This window comes from Corynebacterium kutscheri (assembly GCF_000980835.1).
GTDB classification, from domain to species: Bacteria; Actinomycetota; Actinomycetes; order Mycobacteriales; family Mycobacteriaceae; genus Corynebacterium; species Corynebacterium kutscheri.
The window spans coordinates 1,409,522-1,429,381 of record NZ_CP011312.1 but is presented as its reverse complement, the minus strand read 5'-3'; the positions used below and the strand labels follow the sequence as shown (position 1 = coordinate 1,429,381).

Sequence of the window (19,860 nt, the reverse complement as noted above, 5' to 3'; positions counted from 1 at the left end):
AGCGATATTTCATGAAAAGATCTATCTGTCGATAGATAGATATCTATCATTTGGGAATGGCCATCTGACAATGTGGAGAGGTACATCATGAATGCTGATAGCACGGTAAAGGAATTCTACGATTTAGTTGTTGAGCGTAATATTGCAGAACCCGAATTCCATCAGGCCGTTGCTGAGGTCCTGGATTCGCTGAAAATTGTGTTGGACAAGGATTCACACTACGCCGATTATGGTTTGATTCAGCGATTGTGTGAGCCAGAACGTCAGCTGATTTTCCGTGTGCCTTGGCTTGATGATGAAGGAAAAGTCCAGGTTAACCGCGGTTTTCGGGTACAGTTCAATTCCGCACTTGGTCCGTATAAAGGTGGATTACGTTTTCATCCATCAGTAAACCTAGGAATCATTAAGTTTTTAGGTTTTGAACAGATTTTCAAAAATTCTTTAACTGGATTGCCTATCGGTGGTGCCAAGGGCGGTTCAGATTTTGATCCCAAAGGTAAGTCTGACAATGAGATTATGCGTTTTTGTCAGTCTTTTATGACAGAGCTTTATCGTCACATTGGCGAATATCGCGACGTTCCTGCCGGTGATATTGGTGTTGGTGGTCGTGAAATCGGCTACCTTTTTGGTCAATATCGTCGATTAGCTAATCAACATGAATCCGGTGTTCTCACTGGCAAAGGTCTTACCTGGGGCGGTTCCTTGGTGCGTACTGAAGCTACTGGGTATGGATTGGCTTATTTTACAGCTGAGATGCTTAACGCTCACGGGGAATCTTTCGACAATAAGAAGGTTATTGTTTCCGGTTCTGGCAATGTGGCTATCTATGCCATCGAAAAAGTACAAGAACTCGGTGCCACCGTGATTGCATTTTCTGATTCTGAAGGTTGGGTGCACACACCAGATGGAGTGGACGTCGAAAAGCTTAAAGATATCAAGGAAAACCGTCGTGGACGAGTATCTGATTACGCCGATGAGGTAGCCGGAGCTACCTATCACGTAGCAGGCTCACTGTGGGAACTGCCTTGTGATGTTGCGCTACCATGTGCTACCCAAAATGAGCTTAATGGTGAACATGCTCGAATTCTGGCTGAGAATGGTTGTACGTTTGTTGCCGAAGGAGCAAATATGCCTTCAACAGCAGATGCTATTGAGGTGTATCGCGAAAAAGGTATTCATTTTGGCCCAGGTAAAGCTGCAAATGCCGGTGGTGTGGCAACTTCTGCGCTAGAGATGCAGCAAAATGCTTCACGAGATTCATGGACTTTTGAATATACTGATGATCGTTTGAAGACCATTATGAGCAATATTTTCCGAAACTGTGCGCAGACAGCAAAAGAATATGGGCATGAAGGTGATTATGTTATTGGTGCCAATATCGCTGGTTTCAAGAAAGTTGCCGATGCCATGCTAGCTCAGGGAATTATTTAGGCTAGAAAGTTTTAGGCGTAGTTTTTATGCTCAGATACTGCTCGCGTCCTTAAGAAGTAGACCATACTTCTTAAGGAAACGCGAGCAGTTTTTGTGTGTCTGCATATACCCTTGGCGTAGGAATTAGGTACGCTAAACACCATGTACCGCGTTTTTGAGTGTCTTGACGAATTAGTCCAAACCATCGAGCAAGCACATGGGGTACCTATGACCTCTAATTGCATGGTTCCACGCGGCGAGATGCTTGCGTTGCTTGATGATCTTCGTAATGCCTTGCCCGTAGAAATAGATGATGCACAAGATGTGCTCGATAGTCGCGATGATATTATTCGTAGTGCTGAAGATCGTGCTCATGAGCTTGTCGACGGCGCTCAAAAAGAAGCTGATTCATTACTGAGCAGGGCACAGGAAGATTCTTCCGCTATGGTTGTGGACGCAGAAAATCGTGCGGATGCTACCTTAAGCAAAGCCCGAGAAGACGCGCATCACATTGTTGATTCCGCACACCGGGAAGCTGATGATACTGTCAGCCGAGCTAATGCTGAAGCGGAACGTTTGATTGCTAGCGGAAATGAGCAGTACCAACGAAGCATTGAAGAAGGGCTTGCCGAACAACAGCGGTTAGTTAGCGAGGCAGAAGTAGTACGCCGCGCTAATGAAGAAGCGCACCGGGTGGTTGGCATTGCTCATGAAGATTCAAATCGACTTCGCGCTGAGTGTGATGAGTTTGTCGATCAGAAATTAGCTAGTTTTGAGGAATCGCTTTCTACCACCCTTCGTGCGGTAAGCCGGGATCGTCAAGCATTACGTCGTGGAGCAGGCGTTGCTGGTAAAGGTTATAAAACAGAAATGTAGGCGTAGGAAATAAGTATGATACGCGTGCATAGCGTTGATATTTATCAATAACAGTTGTAGAAAACTCGTCGAGTAACAAAGGCTGTCTGTCACAGTTACTCGACGATTTTTATTGCTGGATTGATGTTACCGGGGGTCCTAAGGCTAAGAAATGAAGACTGCATAAGGAACCAGGTATGATAAAACGCATGTCGAAAGCGACGATTGATAAGAATTCTCCATTTGTTTTTGATGTCCGCACCGTTATTCGGGAGGGGATGACCCCTGAATACAAAACCAATAGGGGTGCTAGTCCTACTCGTATTGGCCCAGCCATGATTGCCATTAAGGAAGGCGATGAGGTGGAAGTCGATGCAGTACTTACCCCACTTGGTGACGCAGTGATGGTTGATGCTACATTACGCGCACAATTAAGCGGTGAATGCGTACGCTGTTTGACTGCCTTGCGCCCTGATACTGAGCTTAGGGTGAATGTTGTTTTTGCCGCACATGACCACTTGATTCAGGGAGAGTCTGGTGATGATGAAGAAGAAGCCCTACCACTGGTTGTCGATGAGCACGTAGATCTACTACAAGCTTTCCTAGATGAAGCAGGTATGAACTTACCCTTTAATCCGGTATGCCCAGACGGTTGCGCAGAAAATGATGTGCCAGAACCAGACGGAATTAGCGGTGAAGAAGAACGTATTGATGCTAGGTGGGCAGGGTTGGAGAAATTTCTATGAGTGCAAAAAAGAAAATCACTGGTGAGCAAGCTTTAGCGGCAGCCTTTCACACAGTCGATCATAAGTCGCTATTGGAACACTTTGGGGTAGAAATTCCTGATGATTTGCTTACCTTGGCGCTTACCCACAGGTCTTTTGCCAATGAGCATGGACATTTGCCCAATAATGAACGCCTAGAGTTTTTAGGTGATGCAGTTTTGGGGTTAAGTATCGCTGGCGTGCTCTATAATAATTTTCCTTCGCGGCCGGAAAGCGATATTTCCAAAATGCGTGCCTCCATTGTTTCGCGATTTGGTTTAAGTGAGGTTGCCCGAGAGATTGGGTTAGGCGCATATATTATTTTGGGTAAAGGCGAATCAGCTAGTGGTGGGCGAGATAAAGATTCATTGCTTGCCGATACAATGGAAGCACTCATTGGTGCGGTGTATCTGACCTTTGGCTTTGATATCGCTAGGGATGCGGTACTTCGACTCTTTGCTGACAAGATCAAAAATGCTACGGCAACTGGACATCATCATGATTGGAAAACTACCCTCCAAGAACGTGTTGCGGAGCGGGGGCTGCCAATGCCTGTGTATGGGTCAAGTTCTGTCGGTCCTGATCATGCACAAGTTTTTACCGCTACGGTACGCATTAATGATGAACTTGCTGGTACTGGACAAGGCCATAATAAGAAACTTGCTGAACAACAAGCAGCACATCAAGCAGTGCTAGCACTTAACGACAATCTTCTTTTGGGTAAATAAAAATGCCTGAATTGCCGGAAGTAGAAGTAGTCCGTCGCGGACTTACCGAGCATCTTGTGCATCGTCGTATCGAAGAAGTAACGGTGCACCATCCGCGAGCGGTGCGCTCGATTATCGGTGGGGAAGCTGAGCTACAAGCTCGGCTTGTTGGTCGAAAAATAAGTGCGATGGATCGACGCGGCAAATTCTTGTGGGCGGTGCTAGACGACGATACATGTTTACTTGTTCATTTAGGTATGAGTGGACAGATGTTGATAAAACAGCCAGATAGTAAGGATGCTCGTACTCATTTACGCATTCAAGCACAACTTTCAGATGGCAATCAGCTTTGGTTCGTTGATCAGCGTACTTTTGGCTATTGGTGGATTGGCGAGCTTAGCGACACCCTTGATGGGGTAGTGCCAGAAAACATTACCCATATTGCACGGGATTTAATGGACCCGCAGTTAAATATTCGTCGATTGGCAATACAACTAAAAAATCGACGTACAACCATTAAATCCCTATTACTTAATCAGGAAATAGTTGCCGGGATTGGCAATATTTATGCAGATGAAATGCTTTGGGCGGCGCAAGTACACCCGCGTAATAAGGCTAATCAGCTCAGCCTAAAAAGAATTGAGGAACTTTTAGTTGCGGGTCGATTGGTAATGGCTAAAGCCCTTGAACAAGGTGGCACTAGTTTTGACGCTTTGTATGTAGACGTTAATGGAAATTCTGGTTATTTTGATCTGTCTTTAAAAGCTTATGGGCAAACTGATAAGCCATGTTCTCGCTGTGGTGGCTTAATAATTCGGGAAAAATTTCACAATCGTTCCAGTCATTTATGTCTCAGATGCCAGCGGTTACACTAGGTAAAGACAGTTTTAGGGTGTAGCAGAAGACATTCTTTACATCTTGCAAGGTGCATCACACGCTTATGACAGCGTAAGATATGCCTCCATGGAAAACCTTGAGTCGTTCATTACGAACGTAGTCAATGACAATCTGTGGAAGGTCATTCCCTTCCTTTTGATTGCAGCCGGAGTTTACTTCGCCATACGTACCGTATTGGTACAAGTGCGGATGATTCCGGAAATGTTTCGTTCCGTGGTGGAAAAAAGCGAATCAACCGATGATGCGCATACCGATGTAGCAGGTGTTTCTGCTTTTAAAGCATTTACGATCTCGGCAGCATCACGAGTAGGAACCGGCAACGTTGCTGGTGTAGCTGTAGCAATTACTCTTGGTGGCCCCGGTGCCGTGTTCTGGATGTGGATGATTGCACTTTTAGGTGGCGCAACTGCTTTTGTTGAATCAACACTCGCACAGCTATGGAAAACAAAGGATGCTGATGGCTCCTATGTAGGCGGTCCAGCATATTATATGACCCGTGGTCTTAACGCTCGGTGGTTAGCAGTTATCTTTGGCATAGCCATTACCATTACCTATGGTTTTGTGTATAACGCTATCCAGGCTAACTCTATTGTTGAAGCCATCGGCACTTCAGTGGAAAGTACTTCGGTTAGTTTTAAATTCACCATTGGTGTTGTACTAGCCGCGCTGACTGGTCTGATTATTTTTGGTGGCATTAAGCGTATTGCTAATTTCACCCAGGTTATTGTGCCGGTTATGGCCGGGCTTTATCTCATCGTGGGCATTTTAGTGCTCATACTTAATATCAGTGCTATACCAGGGATGTTCCTAGAGATTTTTGAACATGCCCTAGGTATCAAGGAAGTTGTTGGGGCAACAGTAGGCGCAGCGTTTATGAATGGTATGCGTCGTGGTTTGTTTTCTAATGAAGCCGGCCAAGGATCTGCACCTAATGCAGCTGCTACTGCGGCAGTATCTCACCCAGTTAAACAAGGACTTGTGCAAACCTTGGGCGTATACTTTGACACCATCTTGGTGTGCTCGATTACTGCGTTCATTATTTTGCTCGGCTCTCCAGAATATGGGGTTAAAGCCCAGGGCGCATCGCTTACCCAACATGCGCTCGCCGGAGAAGTAGGTGAGTGGGGCATTCACTTTGTCACCCTTATTCTGTTCTTCCTTGCCTTTAGTTCTGTAATCGGCAATTACTATTTGGCACAAGCCAACATTGAATATTTCACTCAAAACAAGACGGTAATGACTATTTTCCGGATTTTTGTCATGTTCTGTGTTGTCGGTGGCTCTATTGGATCAGTGCCATTGGTATGGGCATTAGGTGATACCTTTGCCGCCATTATGGTGCTGATTAACCTTATCGCTATCGTTCCACTAGCCGGGGTAGCAGTGAAATTACTCAAGAATTATGTGCAGCAGTCTGCTCAGGGCTTAGACCCGGTTTTCCACCGAGATATGTTGCCAGAAATCCCTAATGTTGAATGCTGGGATGGTACAGATCCGGTTACTCGTCGAGGCGGCAAGGTGATTACCTCCGTCGATACGCACTAAAGCGTGCTACGTTGCGCTTAGCTTGCTTAAAAATCCGCATGGTACAGAAATGGCATGCGGATTTTTATTTATTCTAGCTAGAAACACGATTAACCAGGGTTTAAGAAAGGCAACGAGATGCATCGACTTACTATTTGGGTTCATGGACAGGTACAAGGTGTGGGATTTAGATGGTGGTGCTATGCCCAAGCCAAAGAACTCGGTATTAGCGGAAGTGCAACAAATCTAAGCGACGGCAGAGTATGTATTGTGGCAGAAGGAACTCAAGAACAACTTGATGAGATTCTGCATCGGTTACGCCAACCACACTATAGTGGCCGACCTGGTGTTGTTGAAACAGCTATTGAACGTTGGACTGAGCCTAAAGGCGTGAGCGGCTTTGAAACTCGCTAATTTGCTATAGTGCTCATGTGTATTTGAAGTCGCTGACGCTTAAAGGATTTAAGTCTTTTGCGTCTGCGACGACCCTGAAATTCGAACCTGGTATCTGTGCCGTAGTAGGCCCGAATGGTTCTGGTAAATCGAATGTTGTTGATGCTCTCGCCTGGGTTATGGGTGAGCAAGGGGCAAAAACCCTGCGTGGCGGAAAGATGGATGATGTTATTTTCGCTGGAGCAGGTCAACGCAAACCATTAGGCCGTGCGGAAGTCACCCTGACTATTGATAATTCCGACAATGTATTGCCTATCGAATATAAAGAAGTTTCTATCACGAGAAGAATGTTTCGTGATGGGGCAAGTGAATATGAGATTAATGGCAATAAAGCTAGATTGATGGATATTCAGGAATTGCTTAGTGATTCCGGAATTGGCCGTGAAATGCACGTCATTGTTGGCCAGGGACGCCTTGCTCAAATACTTGAATCTCGTCCAGAAGATCGTCGTGCTTTTATTGAAGAAGCGGCAGGGGTGCTAAAACATCGCCGTCGTAAAGAAAAAGCACAGCGAAAACTTGTTAATATGCAGGCTAATCTTGATCGGCTACAGGATTTAACTGCTGAATTAGCACGACAGTTAAAACCCTTGGCGCGCCAGGCTGATGCTGCACGACGTGCTGCTAGCGTGCAAGCTGATGTCCGTGATGCCCGATTACAATTGGGTGGTTACCAGATCGTTCAATTACAAGAAAAGCTAGCTGCAGCACAATCACGAACTCAGATAGTAAAAGAACACGTTGAAGAAGTCAGTGAACAGCTTGAAGAAGCTACCGAAATTACTCTTGAGCTAGAAGACCAACTAGCTACTATAACTCCTGCCGCCGAACAAGCACAGCAATTATGGTTTTCGCTCTCTTCACTTGCCGAAAGAGTATCTGCTACGCAGCGTATTGCTGCCGATCGTGCGATCAACGTGCAGCTTACTGCATATTCTGGTACAGATCCTGAGGAACTATTTGCTAGAGCAGAACGCGCCGATAAAGAATATGCGGAATTAGAAGAAAACGTCGCTCTTTTAACAGCACGCTTGGAATCAATCCAGGAACAAGTAGCAGAATACGAACATATTGCCCAAGAAGCTGATCGAGAACATTTAGCCCAGGTTCGAGCAATTGCTGATCGACGAGAAGGCGTTGTTCGTTTACTTGCGGCAGAGGAAGCACAACAAGCGCACGTTTTAGCCTTAGAAGCGGAGCTTGCCCGGATGCAAGAAACACTTGCAGAAGCAAGACAAAGAATCGAGATAACTCGTACGCATTTGCGAGAAGTTGAAGCTAAAATATCGGTGGCAGAACCAGATAAAGAAGAATATATTCGGGCCACCGCTGAGGCGGAAGCTGCTGAACAACGTTTAGAAGATTTACGCATGCAACAGCATCACCGCGAACGGAACGTATCTCGTTTGGAATCACGGATTGAAACTTTATCTGCGCAGCAAGGTCTTTCTGATGGAGCGGCACTCTTTGATAATTCAGTCGCTATGGCTACGCTTGTTCGCGCAAAAAAAGGGTGTGAGAAAGCTTTAGCAGCGGTCTTAGCTCAGGTTGCCGATGGTTTAGCTGCACCATTACCGGTAAATATGTCGGAATTAGTAGTAGCGCATAGTGCTGATATTGCCACCACAATGGTTTTTGCTATGGAAGATACTGCGCAGCGGGAAAAAACTCAGGCAAATAGGTGGCGCCTTGATGCCTATTTACCGCAGTCAGTGACTTGGTTACTTGATGAACTCAGTATTGATGATCGGGTAGCACAAGCGATAAATCGTTTGCTTATCGACGTAGTAGTAGCTCCTTCGCTTGCTGTTGCTGAGACCGTCGTTCGTGATGATCCCAGATTACGTGCAGTGACCTATGAAGGGGTCATTGTTGGTGATGGCTGGTATAGCTTTGGACAAGGTGCCGGGAAAGCAGTTGAGATAACAGCATATATTGAGCAAGCAGAATTAGAATTAGCACAAGAAATTGTCCATGTGGAAGAACTTTTAGGTACTCTTTCTGGGGCAAAACAAGCAGCTGATCAAGCACGTGTGCGTGCCGCAAGTGCCACTGCAAGCCTTCAAGAGCAAGAAGCTGTTTTTATTGGACTGAAAAAAGATGTAGAGCGTTTACGTGCTCAGGAGCAGGCTCATGTTACTGAATATCAACGTAGTGCTCAGCGTGTTGGCGAGATGGAACAGCGATTAAATAAGGCACGTCAACAATGGAACATCACGAAAGACCGACTTGCCCGAGTAGATCGCGATATTGATGATCAGGATCCGTCCACACACGAGCGCGATCAAGCGCAGGAAAACTTGGCGCAAATCAAGGCCATGGAGTTGGAAGCAAAACTTAGTTTACGCAGTGCCCAAGATCGGGCAGAACAAGCCAGTGGGCGTGGAGCTAGCTTGCGTCGACAAGCAGACCATGAGCGCATGAATAAACAGCGCCACGAGCAGATGATGCATAAGCGGGTACGGCAAGCAGAGCTTGCGCGCACTGTAGATACTTATGCCCGAGAGATTAATGCACGAGTTGAGAAAGCAGTTGCCCAAGCAACGCGCCGTCGTGATGAGCTTATGACACAGCGACAAGCCATAGTCGCGCGACTTTCCCAAGCGAAAGATAAAGCGCAGGCGTTAAATACTCAGCTTTTACGATTAAGCGACCAAGCGCACCAAGTAGATGTACAACGCAGTCAGGCGCAAGTAAGACTAGAAGAGGCACAGAAAAAACTGCAAGAGCAGTTAGGCATCGCAATTCCTGACCTCATTCGTGATTATACGCCGGGGGCAGATTTTGATCTTGGTTTTCAACAAGATCGGCTCAAAAAAGCCGAGAAAGCTCTCAGTTCTTTAGGCAAGGTCAATCCGTTGGCTTTGGAAGAATACAAGGCACTTGAAGAACGCTATGAGTTTTTATCTACTCAATTAAGTGATGTGCAACAAGCACGCACAGATCTATTGGGAGTAGTAGAAGATGTCGATGCAAAAATTCTGCAACTATTTAGTGATGCTTGGCATGATGTAGAAGAAGAATTTCCGAAAGTATTCCGCACACTTTTCCCAGGTGGTGAAGGCAGACTTGTACTTACCGAGCCAGAGGATATGTTGCGTACGGGCATTGAAGTAGAAGCACGACCACCAGGAAAGAAAGTCAAGCGGTTATCGTTGCTTTCTGGTGGGGAAAAATCTTTAACAGCGCTAGCTATGTTGGTGGCTATTTTCCGGGCACGACCAAGTCCGTTTTATGTCATGGATGAAGTAGAAGCGGCTCTTGATGATGTGAATTTACGCCGACTTATTGCCCTTTTTGAGGAATTGCGGTTAGATTCGCAGCTGATTGTTATTACTCACCAAAAACCGACAATGGATATCGCTAATGTTTTATATGGCGTGACAATGCGTGGCGACGGTGTTACCAAGGTAATCTCGCAGCGTATGAGTACAGCACTGATGCCTGAAAGTGCAAGCGGTGTGGTTAATCAAGCTAGAGATCGTCAAGCTACGGATCCTGGGAGTAAAGAAGTTGCTGATTGAAAAGTAAAAATTTGCTGACTAATAGCTGGTAAGCGGTTGCAGAAGACGATTCATTTCCGGTTAAACAAGTATGTGACCAGTGATAATGCGTCTTAAGATTTTTAGCTTATAATCGCACATACGTTTATTCCACACGCCTTTTAATATTTGAACACAAGCCTATGAGGTAGGCGATTGGATCGGTATTATTCGGTGTTAATTATGTACCAATAAAAAAACTTTGAGCAGAGTGAAATTTTAATTTGCTCAGAATATAACTGCTAAAAAGGAACCCTCACAGATGACAGATCAAGTTCAGCCGATTGCAGATCTGAACGATTCCCTACTTGGATGGGCATCGCAGACGGAATTGGAACTTGCTCAGAAGCTTGCCAAAGTTAATTATGTTTATGAACTTGGTTTAGCTACAGATCAATTAGAGCGAATTGAGCGCCTCTACGGGATTTTCCTCACTCGTCAGCTTGCTGCTGGGGCAGATATGACTGCGTTGCTGAAGATAAGCCCAGCGCTTACTTTGACTGCTGCTAGCGCACGTGCATTTAAACTTGTTGATTCTGTTACCTTTTTTAGCGAATTAGCTGCAGGATTTGGCCTAGAACTTACTCAAGCGCAAGAACTTGGGGCAGCATTAGCATCGACTATAGAGCTAAGCGCTGGGTTAGATATCGTGAATACCTTGTGCACACACGCGGGTATTATCTCGACAGAAATCCCTTATCTTTTGGAGCTTCTGGATCAAGGCGTGGATGTCTATGATCAAGCTCCGACACATTTTAAGGCTATGGCTGAAGCTCAACCGGCTACAGCACAGGTGCTGCTTAATGGTCTGATAGAACTACGTGATTTTGCTATTGAACATCCAAAGAGTTGGTTCGATAGAAATCGTTCTCATTTGACGCTACCGACGCATATCCATGAAGAAGCAGCAGCAGAACTTCGAGAACGCCCGGTAGGTACGTTAGATCGCACTGTAGCGGTAGGTGTTGCTGGCCGGGAAATGCGACCACGTGTTGTTTTTGATGTGCGTCGTTCCAAAATATGTTTGCGCCTTCCGGAACAACCTTTAACCGAACCTGAGGGGTTTGTTACCTGGCGTATTAGCATTGATGGCACGACTAAGGTGTATCGAACAACACGCGCCTGGGGTGATGTTTCCGGTTTTAGCGAGGCGCTTGATATTGCTATTGATCGGCCAGTGCGAGAGATTACTGTTCAAGATCTTTCCCATAATTTATTGTGGACGGTACCAGTGGTACGTGCTGAAGATCCGATTTTGATTTTCAGCCTTTCTGGTAGTGAAATTACCGAGAAAGCTTCCCTACATCACCAACAAGTGCGGGTGGTAGTACCTAATGATTACAAGCTTATCGACGTTGTGACCGGGGTGGATTTCTTCCCAGAAAGTGAACAACAGGTTGAAGGCTGGGCTGGTTGGTCGGCACAGCACATTGATACTTCTACAGCATGTTCTATGGCCGCAATACAAAACGGTATGCAGCCTAGTATGGATAAGGTTCGTTCTATTGAACCACGTCAACGCGTTCGGTTTAGAGTTCCTGGTGATGCTATTGATTGTTTACACTCCATATCTGGTTTACCAGTTCATTCGCATTCTTTATTAGCAGAATTTCCGCCGACGCTTTCTGGGCAAACTGAAACCTGGCATTTAGCGATTTCCTCTTATGGGGGTGTAGCAGTAGCTGGTGAAGAAATTACCCAACCTGAGCCGTTAGAGGTTCCTGCTGAAGGCGGTATTTTCCACGTCTTTGACCCAGATTTATATGATAGCCCCTGGGTCGGTGAATATTTGGTGCGCATGCGTGGCCCGCGTAATGAAAGTTTCCGCCACGAATTTGCCATTGTTGAAGGTGCGCATGCGGTGCTCGATATTTCTGGTGCATGCCGCAGCTTCCGCATTCCTTCTGCCGGTGGTTTAAGCGAAGCATCTTTAGTGCTTAAGCCCACCGCAAAGGCATTTGTCGCTGACCCACAGGTAGTTTCAGTTGCACCAATGGAAGCCGGTGCAGATTTGATTGTGCACACCGAAGAAGGCGATCAACTGCCGTTGCGTTTTAATCCACCACGACTTACTTTTGAATTGCCGTTGATTACTGAGCCCGCAATGTGGCGGGCATCTCGGTTAAAGCTTCGTCCTCGTGAGTTGAATGCAGTAGGAGAGTTGCGAGTACGTGGTGCTGGACGACTTATTGATCCAAAAGTCAGCGTGCGAAACCATCACGGTGCGCCGGTAAAAACGTCTAAATTAACCAGTTGTGATAGCGGTATTACCTATAGCGTGGATATGGCAGGTATTGCTAGCTCTGCGGCAGTAATGCCCCAAGGGCGTATCGACGTGGAATGGACAGATCCTCATTCTGATCGACGTGTCTCAGTGGCGTTGGCAGATATTTATTCCAGTCCAGAGCCAGAGATTACCCTTGTTGATGATTCGATTCTTGTCGAAGGCGTAGAACTTGCCGGTATGTGGGTGTGGCCAATTACTGCTCCGTGGACAAGCCCAATAACGCTGATAGTTGAAGATGGTCGTGCGGCGCTTCCGGAGAATTTAATTGGTGCGGGGCCGCTTAAAGTACAGCTGCATAGTCTTGATCCGTTTATGACCTTGCATACACCGTCAATGCCGGGTAAAACAGCGCTACGCTTAGAACAAGCTGGTTATTTTGTTGATGCAGATGAACACCTTACTCAGTTATCTGCCTTTTTAGCTGGGGAAAGTGAAGAAATTCCAGAATCTCAGCGCGTTATTCCGTTGTTATGGGACATGATTGTTTCTGGTCGTGCTTTTGGTGAGGCAAGAAAAGCTATTCAGCAGGTACTTCGTGCACATCCAGCTACTGCGCTTTATGGATTGAGTGATTCTTTAGTACCAGCAGAAAAACAACCTGGACGCATTGTTGAATCAGGTTTGGTGCGATGCATTTTTGGTACCGAGAAGCAGGTAGGCGAAGAGACTACTTATCACCGTGCCCCATGGCTTGGTGCATTAGAGCTGTTAGGTGAGTTTGATGCGATTGCCACCCAAGAATCTGTAACCGGGGAGCCATTAGATAAGATTGCTTCCAGTTTCGCTTTGATGAACCAGTCGGAGAAAGTATCGGAGGTCGTCGATAAGCTAGGTGAGCTTGCTGGCGATAATATGATCAATATTTTGCGTACCGGTAGGGATACCACTTTAGATACTGCGTGCATTGATCATTCCACAGTTGCGATTGCCAGCATGGATGCTAGCCAACAAGAAGCATTATTGGATATGTTCTTTTCGCGATCGAATATTGTGCCGGGCGCGATTATGGATGATGGATCCCGACTTTTGGCTGTTTTTGAGACATTCACAAACCGCGACAAAATTAATGATTTGTTAAGTTCTGAGGGATTGATTAGCTCAGCAGTGACGTTATTGCGTACTTTGCGTAGTACTAACAAGTCTTTATACGCAATGGCTCGTATCCGGTTCGATAAGTTAGATGGAGTAGATACTGATTCCAAGGATAATATGTGGTCGCTTGCACCGGTAGTTTCTTTTGTTTTAGCAATGGCTGCACGTATGAACGCCCACGGATTAATTACCTCAAATAAGGCACTTGATGCAGTAACCGATGGGTGGGCTGCTCTTGCCGATGTAGTTCCTGATTTAGTAACCAGCGATCTGGTTGCTGCCGATGCCATTGTTTTGGCAATCAAACACCCCGGAGTAGTGGTATAAGAAACTAGTAGGATAAAAAGCCACGTTCGTGATTTCAGTCTGATAAAAAATCACGAACGTGGCTTTGATAATGAGGTAGTTAAGAAGACAATTTAAAAGATACGGATAAGCCAAAAACGGGGTAAGGTTACCGGTTTTTCGTGGTGTTTTAGATAGCAAAGATGTAAAATCTTAAAAACTTTGCCACTATTAAACCCATGAATACTATTTCGTGGATTATTCTTGCTGTCGTTGTTCTTGTATTGCTACTTACTATTGCCATCGTTGTTGGCCTTAAACGCAAACAAGCTAAAACAGTAAGCTTTCACACTGAAGAAGAGCCTAAAGAGCTAACCCAGCAAGAAAAGTCCGGAAATTACCAGGTAACAGGTGGATTTAACTTTACGACGAATAAACAACCTGAACCAGTACCAGTTATTCCCAACGATGTTAAGACAGCACATGATGAGCATGTGCCTATGACAGACAATGAAAAAACCATCGAGGAGCAGGTTAATACTGCCTCAGTAGAATCAGACTTACCGGTAGTAGAAGAACCTCTTTCTGCGGAACCTCTAGCCGAATCATCAGAACAAGAAGCCATCCAAGCAGCAGCTTCTGCAGAAAGTATTATAGCAGCCGCTGAACAGGCGGTAGAAGAAACACCAGTACCAGCTGAGCCAGAAGTAGTCCAAGACGTAAGTGATAATCAAGAACCTCTGGTAACAAATGATGCGGTAGCTGATATCGATCCAGCAGCCGGACGTATCGGCCGTTTGCGTGGCCGGTTATCGCGTTCGCAGAATGTATTCGGTAAGTCAGTTTTGGGAATGCTTTCTGCCGGTGAGCTTGATGAGGACGCATGGGAAGATATTGAAGCCTTGCTTATTCAAGCCGATCTTGGCACCGATATCACTATGAAAGTGGTTGATCAATTACGCGAAATGATTGCTACTCGTGGAGTTAATAGTGAACAAGAAGCACGCGCTATGTTGCGTGAATGTTTAATTACGGCATGTAAGCCAGAACTTGATCGTTCTATTAAAGCTATGCCTTATGACAATAAACCTGCGGTTATTCTTGTCGTCGGCGTCAATGGTACGGGCAAAACAACAACCACTGGTAAATTAGCCCGGGTACTTGTTTCCATGGGGCATAAAGTATTACTTGGTGCTGCTGATACTTTCCGTGCAGCTGCTGCCGATCAGCTTGAAACATGGGGACGTCGAGTAGGCGCGCATACGGTACGCGGGGAAGAAGGTGCCGATCCTGCGTCGGTAGCTTTTGAATCAGTGGCCGAAGGCATTAATCAACATGCCGATGTAGTACTTATTGATACTGCAGGTCGTCTGCACAATTCCTCAAACCTTATGGATCAGCTTGGCAAGGTCAAGCGGGTGGTAGAAAAGAAAGCCGTTGTCGATGAGGTATTGCTGGTACTCGATGCAACAACTGGACAAAACGGTATGATGCAGGCAAAGACTTTTAGTGATGTTGTCGATATTACTGGTGTAGTACTTACAAAATTGGATGGTACGGCCAAAGGCGGCATTGTATTGAGAGTCCAAGAAGAACTAGGGGTACCAGTTAAATTGGTTGGTCTCGGCGAAGGTGCTGATGATCTTGCACCATTTGAAGTTGAAGGTTTTGTTGATGCCCTACTCGGATAGTTCTTATTAAAACGAGAATAAACGCACTTATACAGTAAAAAAGAAAACTTCTTGTTGGATCAAAAGAGACAACAAGAAGTTTTCTATTACTCCGATGGGAGCTAGCTGGGGTGGTGTTTTTAGAATTTATGCAGGTATTTATGTAATCGGTGTTTATAACTAGAAAAATGACGCTACACTTTTCAACGTTGATATAACTTAAACTGCCCTAGGGGAGCGGACTTATGAAACTTGTGACTGCCATTGTGAAGCCTTTTACTCTTACCGATGTTAAAGATGCCCTCGAACAAGTAGGCGTGCGAGGAATGACGGTCACCGAGATCCAAGGTTTTGGTCAACAAAAAGGCCATACCGAGGTTTATAGTGGGGCAGAGTACGCAACCGATTTTGTTCCTAAGGTCAAAATTGAAGTCGTCGTTGACGATGCACTAGTTGATGATGTCACCACCGCGATTTTAGAAGCGGCTCGTACTGGAAAAATTGGTGATGGAAAAATTTGGGTTACCACAGTAGAAGAACTGATTCGAGTACGTACCGGTGAACGTGGCGAGAGTGCTATTTAGGGTAAAAATTTTGCTGATAAGTTGATGCCTGCATCTCCTGCGCAGCTGCGCGAACAAACGTGTACTAGAGCACTAAAACTTTTAGAAACTCTCGATTTGCCAGCCGGCACTGCCCTTGTTGCTACTGGCAGCCTGAGCTGCCAAGAAATGGCACCATACTCAGATCTTGATTTGATCTTGATTTATGAGCTACCAGTTGCCACTGAACAGATAGAAAAATTGTGGTACCCGATTTGGGATGCCGCACTGCGCCTTGATTATGCGGTGCGTACTCCTAGTGAATGCGTGGACATGATTACCGCTGACCCCACAGCAGCATTAGCCATGCTAGATATGTCCTATATTCGAGGAGATAAAGACCTAGCAGAAAAAACTCGCAAGATGGTTCTGCATACGTGGCGCACTGAGGTAAAGAAAAACTTTAATTCCCTAGTTGATACCGCGATTGTCAGGTGGCGACGTTCTGGATCGCTGGTAACTATGACCCGACCAGATTTAAAACACGGGCGTGGGGGATTACGCGATATTGACCTTATTCAAGCACTCGCACTAGCAAATTTATGTGATCGGCCAAAGCTACATGTACAACGACAATTACTTCTCGATACCCGCACATTATTACATCTGCATGCACGAAGAGCCAGAGATATATTAGATCCAGAATTTGCTGCTGATATTGCGCTCGATTTGGGCTACCACGATCGATATGCGCTTGCACAAGCATTAGTTACTGCTGCACGAACTATTGATCAAGAGCTCACTCAGGCATTATCGATCGCGCGTAATGTGTTACCGCGCCGGGAATCCCGATTGCGTCAAATAAGACGACCAATCGATGTTGATGTGGTTGAGGTAAATGGAAAAATTAGTCTGAGCAAGAAACCAGATTTAACTGATCCGATGTTATTCTTGCGAGTTGGTGCAGCAAGCGCGCGCACGGGTTTGCCTATTGATGAAGCAATTTGGCATCGACTTGAACGGTTACCAGAATTACCCGAGATTTTACCTGCCGCAGCTACTGCAGATGTATTAGGTATTTTAAGCTCCGCTGAACATGGTGGGCGGGTGATTAGCCACTTAGATAACCATGGATTATGGACTCGGGTGGTTCCTGAATGGGCACATATTCGTGGTCGGATGCCTTTCGAACCTACCCATATCCACACTATTGACCAACACAGCTTGGTAGTTGTAGCAGGTTGTGCCGCCCAATCGGTCACCGTTGCCAGACCAGATTTGTTATATCTTGCTGCTCTTTTTCATGACATAGGAAAAGGCTATGCTCGTCCGCATGAAGAAGTAGGCGCGGAGATTGTCGATCAAGCGTGTCGACGTTGTGGTCTTCGTGAACAGGATCGACGCATTGTAGTTCGGTTAGTTGCCCAGCACACTTTGGCATCAAAGATTATTGCGCGCATGGACTACACCAGTGATAAAGCACTTAATTATTATTTAGATGCATTAGGTTATGATCTCACCACGATTAATTTGATGGAAGTTCTCGTGGAAGCTGATGCTCAAGCAACAGGACCAGGGGTGTTTTCACACTCGTTGCGGGTAGGAATACGTAGTTTAAGTAGGCGAGCACGTCAGCGATTAACTGCTGTGAAGCCAGAGCCACCACTATTAGAATGGCCGCATACTACCAATGATGTGGTGATACTACACTCAGATGACGTCGATAAGCATAAAGGTCACGTATATTGGCGCGGAAACTACTTGCGAGAAATTGTACGGGTGTTGGCAGTAATCGGTGCAAAATCGTGGAATGTTGAATCTGCAGAGATAGTTACTACTCCTGCTGGCGTTATGACACACTTAACCGCTTCGAATGCGCTGGGTTCGGAGTTTGATCAGATGGAATTTGTGCAAACATATAAATCTGGCACTTTTTCTACTTTGCCAATAATAACTGGAGCCACAACAGCAACTTTTTGGCAAGACGATATTATCGAGGTTCGCACTGCAGATCGACCAGGAGCACTAGGGGTCTTGCTTAGCGTGTTACCAGATATTTATTGGTTGCGGATGAGCAACCCAGGGGCAACTATGATTGTGCAGTGTCGCTTGCAACCGGGTTTTGTTCGCGCACAGGTGGAACGTGACGTGACCAAAAAGCTGGCGAGCGGCTAATATGGAGTAGTTCATTACAGACATTAAAAGGAGACCTCCACTCGTGTTTGAATCACTGTCAGATCGTCTAGGCTCAGTTCTTTCTGGTCTCAGTTCTAAAGGTAAGGTCACCGAGGCTGACGTTAATGCCGTTACCCGTGAAATTCGCCTGGCACTTTTAGAAGCAGACGTTTCTTTGCCAGTGGTTCGTACCTTTGTCGCGCGAATCAAAGAGCGTGCATTAGGCACGTTAGTTTCTAAAGCGCTTAATCCTTCGCAACAGGTTATTAAAATCGTTGATGAAGAACTCACCAATATTTTGGGTGGGCAGACCCGTCGGCTAAATCTAGCGAAAAACCCACCGACAGTTATTATGTTGGCTGGTTTACAAGGTGCAGGTAAAACCACTTTGGCGGGTAAATTAGCTAAATACCTTGCCGAAAAAGGGCATACTCCCATGTTGGTTGCCTGTGATCTTCAACGCCCAGGGGCTGTGTCACAATTACAAATTGTTGGTGAACGCGCCGGTGTGGTTACTTTCGCACCGGATCCCGGAACCAGCATTGATTCACTAGAACATGAGATGGGAACTTCTCATGGTGATCCAGTAGATGTAGCACGCCGTGGTATTGAAGAAGCCAAGCGTACCCACCATGATGTGGTTATTGTTGATACCGCAGGTCGTCTAGGCATTGACGAAGAATTAATGAATCAGGCACGTAGCATTCGCGATGCTATTAACCCGGATGAAGTTCTTTTTGTTATTGATGCGATGATCGGCCAAGATGCGGTCAATACTGCGGAAGCTTTTCGCGACGGGGTAGATTTCACCGGCGTTGTACTGACAAAACTTGATGGTGACGCCCGTGGTGGTGCAGCATTATCTATTCGCGAAGTAACCGGCAAGCCAATTATGTTTGCCTCTACTGGTGAAAAGCTAGAAGATTTTGATGCCTTCCATCCAGATCGTATGGCTAGCCGTATTTTGGGTATGGGCGATGTGCTTAGCCTTATCGAGCAAGCAGAGAAGTCTCTTGATCAGGAACAAGCTATGGAGACTGCGGCTAAGTTGCAGTCAGGCGAGCTTACCTTAGAAGACTTCTTAAATCAGATGTTGATGATCCGACGTATGGGGCCGATCGGCAACCTTCTAAAAATGTTGCCTGGTGGTAAACAAATGTCGCAGATGGCAGACATGGTTGATGAGAAACAACTCGACCGTATTCAGGCGATTATTCGTGGCATGACCCCACAAGAGCGACAAAATCCAAAGATTCTTAATGCTTCGAGACGCAAGCGCATTGCCAACGGTTCTGGTGTTTCGGTAGCTGAGGTCAATCAACTTATTGAGCGTTTTAATGATGCTAAGAAGATGATGGGGCAAATGGCTGGCCAATTTGGTATGGGTGGTAGCGGATCAGCGACTAAGAAGAAACCAAAAGGGCGAAAAGGTAAAAACGGTAAACGTAAGCCAGTTAAGCAGCGCCGCGGTGGTATGCCAGGTGCCATGCCGGGTATGCCCAACATGGCAGAGCTACAAAAACTGCAACAACAGATGGAAAATCAGGGTGGAATGCCTGGGCTTGGCGGCATGAAGATGCCAAAAGGTTTTGAAAATATTGACCTTAATAACCTTGACTTTGGTCAAGGCAAGAAATAACTGCTGAACAGATAAAAA

At 45.9% G+C, this 19,860-nt stretch carries 13 protein-coding genes; all 13 read left to right on the top strand.

The window, feature by feature from the left end; genetic code table 11:
* The first annotated feature begins 87 nt into the window (after positions 1 to 87).
* The 13 genes from gdhA (at position 88) to ffh (ending at position 19,842) form a co-directional block, all read left to right on the top strand.
* Positions 88 to 1,431 carry an NADP-specific glutamate dehydrogenase gene (gene gdhA, locus UL82_RS06545; protein ID WP_046439829.1) on the top strand — a complete coding sequence of 448 codons (1,344 nt, stop codon included), beginning with the start codon at positions 88 to 90 and terminating at the stop codon, positions 1,429 to 1,431.
* A 141-nt stretch (positions 1,432 to 1,572) separates the two neighbouring features.
* Entirely contained in the window at positions 1,573 to 2,286 is a 714-nt protein-coding gene (locus UL82_RS06540; RefSeq protein WP_046439827.1) for a DivIVA domain-containing protein, read from the top strand.
* 188 nt (positions 2,287 to 2,474) lie between these two features.
* A complete protein-coding gene (locus UL82_RS06535) occupies positions 2,475 to 3,011 on the top strand; it encodes a YceD family protein (RefSeq protein WP_046441308.1) in 537 nt (178 codons plus the stop codon).
* Complete coding sequence (gene rnc, locus UL82_RS06530; RefSeq protein WP_046439826.1) at positions 3,008 to 3,757, top strand: ribonuclease III; 750 nt, start codon at positions 3,008 to 3,010, stop codon at positions 3,755 to 3,757. Before UL82_RS06535 ends, rnc begins: the two co-directional genes overlap by 4 nt.
* A 2-nt stretch (positions 3,758 to 3,759) precedes the next feature.
* Positions 3,760 to 4,611 (top strand): bifunctional DNA-formamidopyrimidine glycosylase/DNA-(apurinic or apyrimidinic site) lyase, encoded by an 852-nt coding sequence (gene mutM / locus UL82_RS06525; RefSeq protein ID WP_046439823.1) that lies wholly within the window; start codon positions 3,760 to 3,762, stop codon positions 4,609 to 4,611.
* A gap of 88 nt (positions 4,612 to 4,699) precedes the next feature.
* Complete coding sequence (locus UL82_RS06520; RefSeq protein WP_046439821.1) at positions 4,700 to 6,178, top strand: alanine/glycine:cation symporter family protein; 1,479 nt, start codon at positions 4,700 to 4,702, stop codon at positions 6,176 to 6,178.
* A 117-nt stretch (positions 6,179 to 6,295) separates the two neighbouring features.
* Positions 6,296 to 6,571, top strand: a complete 276-nt coding sequence (locus UL82_RS06515) for an acylphosphatase (protein WP_046439820.1) — start codon at positions 6,296 to 6,298, stop codon at positions 6,569 to 6,571.
* Positions 6,572 to 6,588: 17 nt separating this feature from the next.
* The gene (smc, locus tag UL82_RS06510; RefSeq protein ID WP_046439818.1) at positions 6,589 to 10,134 is read left to right on the top strand and encodes a chromosome segregation protein SMC; all 3,546 of its coding nucleotides are present in this window, start codon (positions 6,589 to 6,591) and stop codon (positions 10,132 to 10,134) included.
* Between the two features lie 280 nt (positions 10,135 to 10,414).
* Positions 10,415 to 13,858: a hypothetical protein gene (locus UL82_RS06505; RefSeq protein WP_046439816.1), complete on the top strand. Its 3,444-nt coding sequence runs from the start codon at positions 10,415 to 10,417 to the stop codon at positions 13,856 to 13,858.
* Positions 13,859 to 14,055: 197 nt separating this feature from the next.
* Entirely contained in the window at positions 14,056 to 15,507 is a 1,452-nt protein-coding gene (gene ftsY, locus UL82_RS06500; RefSeq protein WP_046439814.1) for a signal recognition particle-docking protein FtsY, read from the top strand.
* A 224-nt stretch (positions 15,508 to 15,731) separates the two neighbouring features.
* Complete coding sequence (locus UL82_RS06495; RefSeq protein ID WP_046439813.1) at positions 15,732 to 16,070, top strand: P-II family nitrogen regulator; 339 nt, start codon at positions 15,732 to 15,734, stop codon at positions 16,068 to 16,070.
* A gap of 24 nt (positions 16,071 to 16,094) precedes the next feature.
* Positions 16,095 to 18,203 carry a [protein-PII] uridylyltransferase gene (locus UL82_RS06490; RefSeq protein ID WP_046439811.1) on the top strand — a complete coding sequence of 703 codons (2,109 nt, stop codon included), beginning with the start codon at positions 16,095 to 16,097 and terminating at the stop codon, positions 18,201 to 18,203.
* 43 nt (positions 18,204 to 18,246) lie between these two features.
* Positions 18,247 to 19,842, top strand: a complete 1,596-nt coding sequence (gene ffh, locus UL82_RS06485; RefSeq protein ID WP_046439809.1) for a signal recognition particle protein — start codon at positions 18,247 to 18,249, stop codon at positions 19,840 to 19,842.
* The last annotated feature ends 18 nt before the right edge of the window (positions 19,843 to 19,860 follow it).

Excerpts from the sequence above, each read along its gene's own strand:
- UL82_RS06515 (WP_046439820.1), top strand. The coding sequence starts at position 6,296 with ATGCATCGACTTACTATTTGGGTTCATGGACAGGTACAAGGTGTGGGA.
- UL82_RS06540 (WP_046439827.1), top strand. The coding sequence starts at position 1,573 with ATGTACCGCGTTTTTGAGTGTCTTGACGAATTAGTCCAAACCATCGAG.
- UL82_RS06535 (WP_046441308.1), top strand. The coding sequence starts at position 2,475 with ATGTCGAAAGCGACGATTGATAAGAATTCTCCATTTGTTTTTGATGTC.
- UL82_RS06520 (WP_046439821.1), top strand. The coding sequence starts at position 4,700 with ATGGAAAACCTTGAGTCGTTCATTACGAACGTAGTCAATGACAATCTG.
- UL82_RS06490 (WP_046439811.1), top strand. The coding sequence starts at position 16,095 with ATGCCTGCATCTCCTGCGCAGCTGCGCGAACAAACGTGTACTAGAGCA.
- UL82_RS06505 (WP_046439816.1), top strand. The coding sequence starts at position 10,415 with ATGACAGATCAAGTTCAGCCGATTGCAGATCTGAACGATTCCCTACTT.
- ftsY (WP_046439814.1), top strand. The coding sequence starts at position 14,056 with ATGAATACTATTTCGTGGATTATTCTTGCTGTCGTTGTTCTTGTATTG.
- gdhA (WP_046439829.1), top strand. The coding sequence starts at position 88 with ATGAATGCTGATAGCACGGTAAAGGAATTCTACGATTTAGTTGTTGAG.
- UL82_RS06495 (WP_046439813.1), top strand. The coding sequence starts at position 15,732 with ATGAAACTTGTGACTGCCATTGTGAAGCCTTTTACTCTTACCGATGTT.
- mutM (WP_046439823.1), top strand. The coding sequence starts at position 3,760 with ATGCCTGAATTGCCGGAAGTAGAAGTAGTCCGTCGCGGACTTACCGAG.
- rnc (WP_046439826.1), top strand. The coding sequence starts at position 3,008 with ATGAGTGCAAAAAAGAAAATCACTGGTGAGCAAGCTTTAGCGGCAGCC.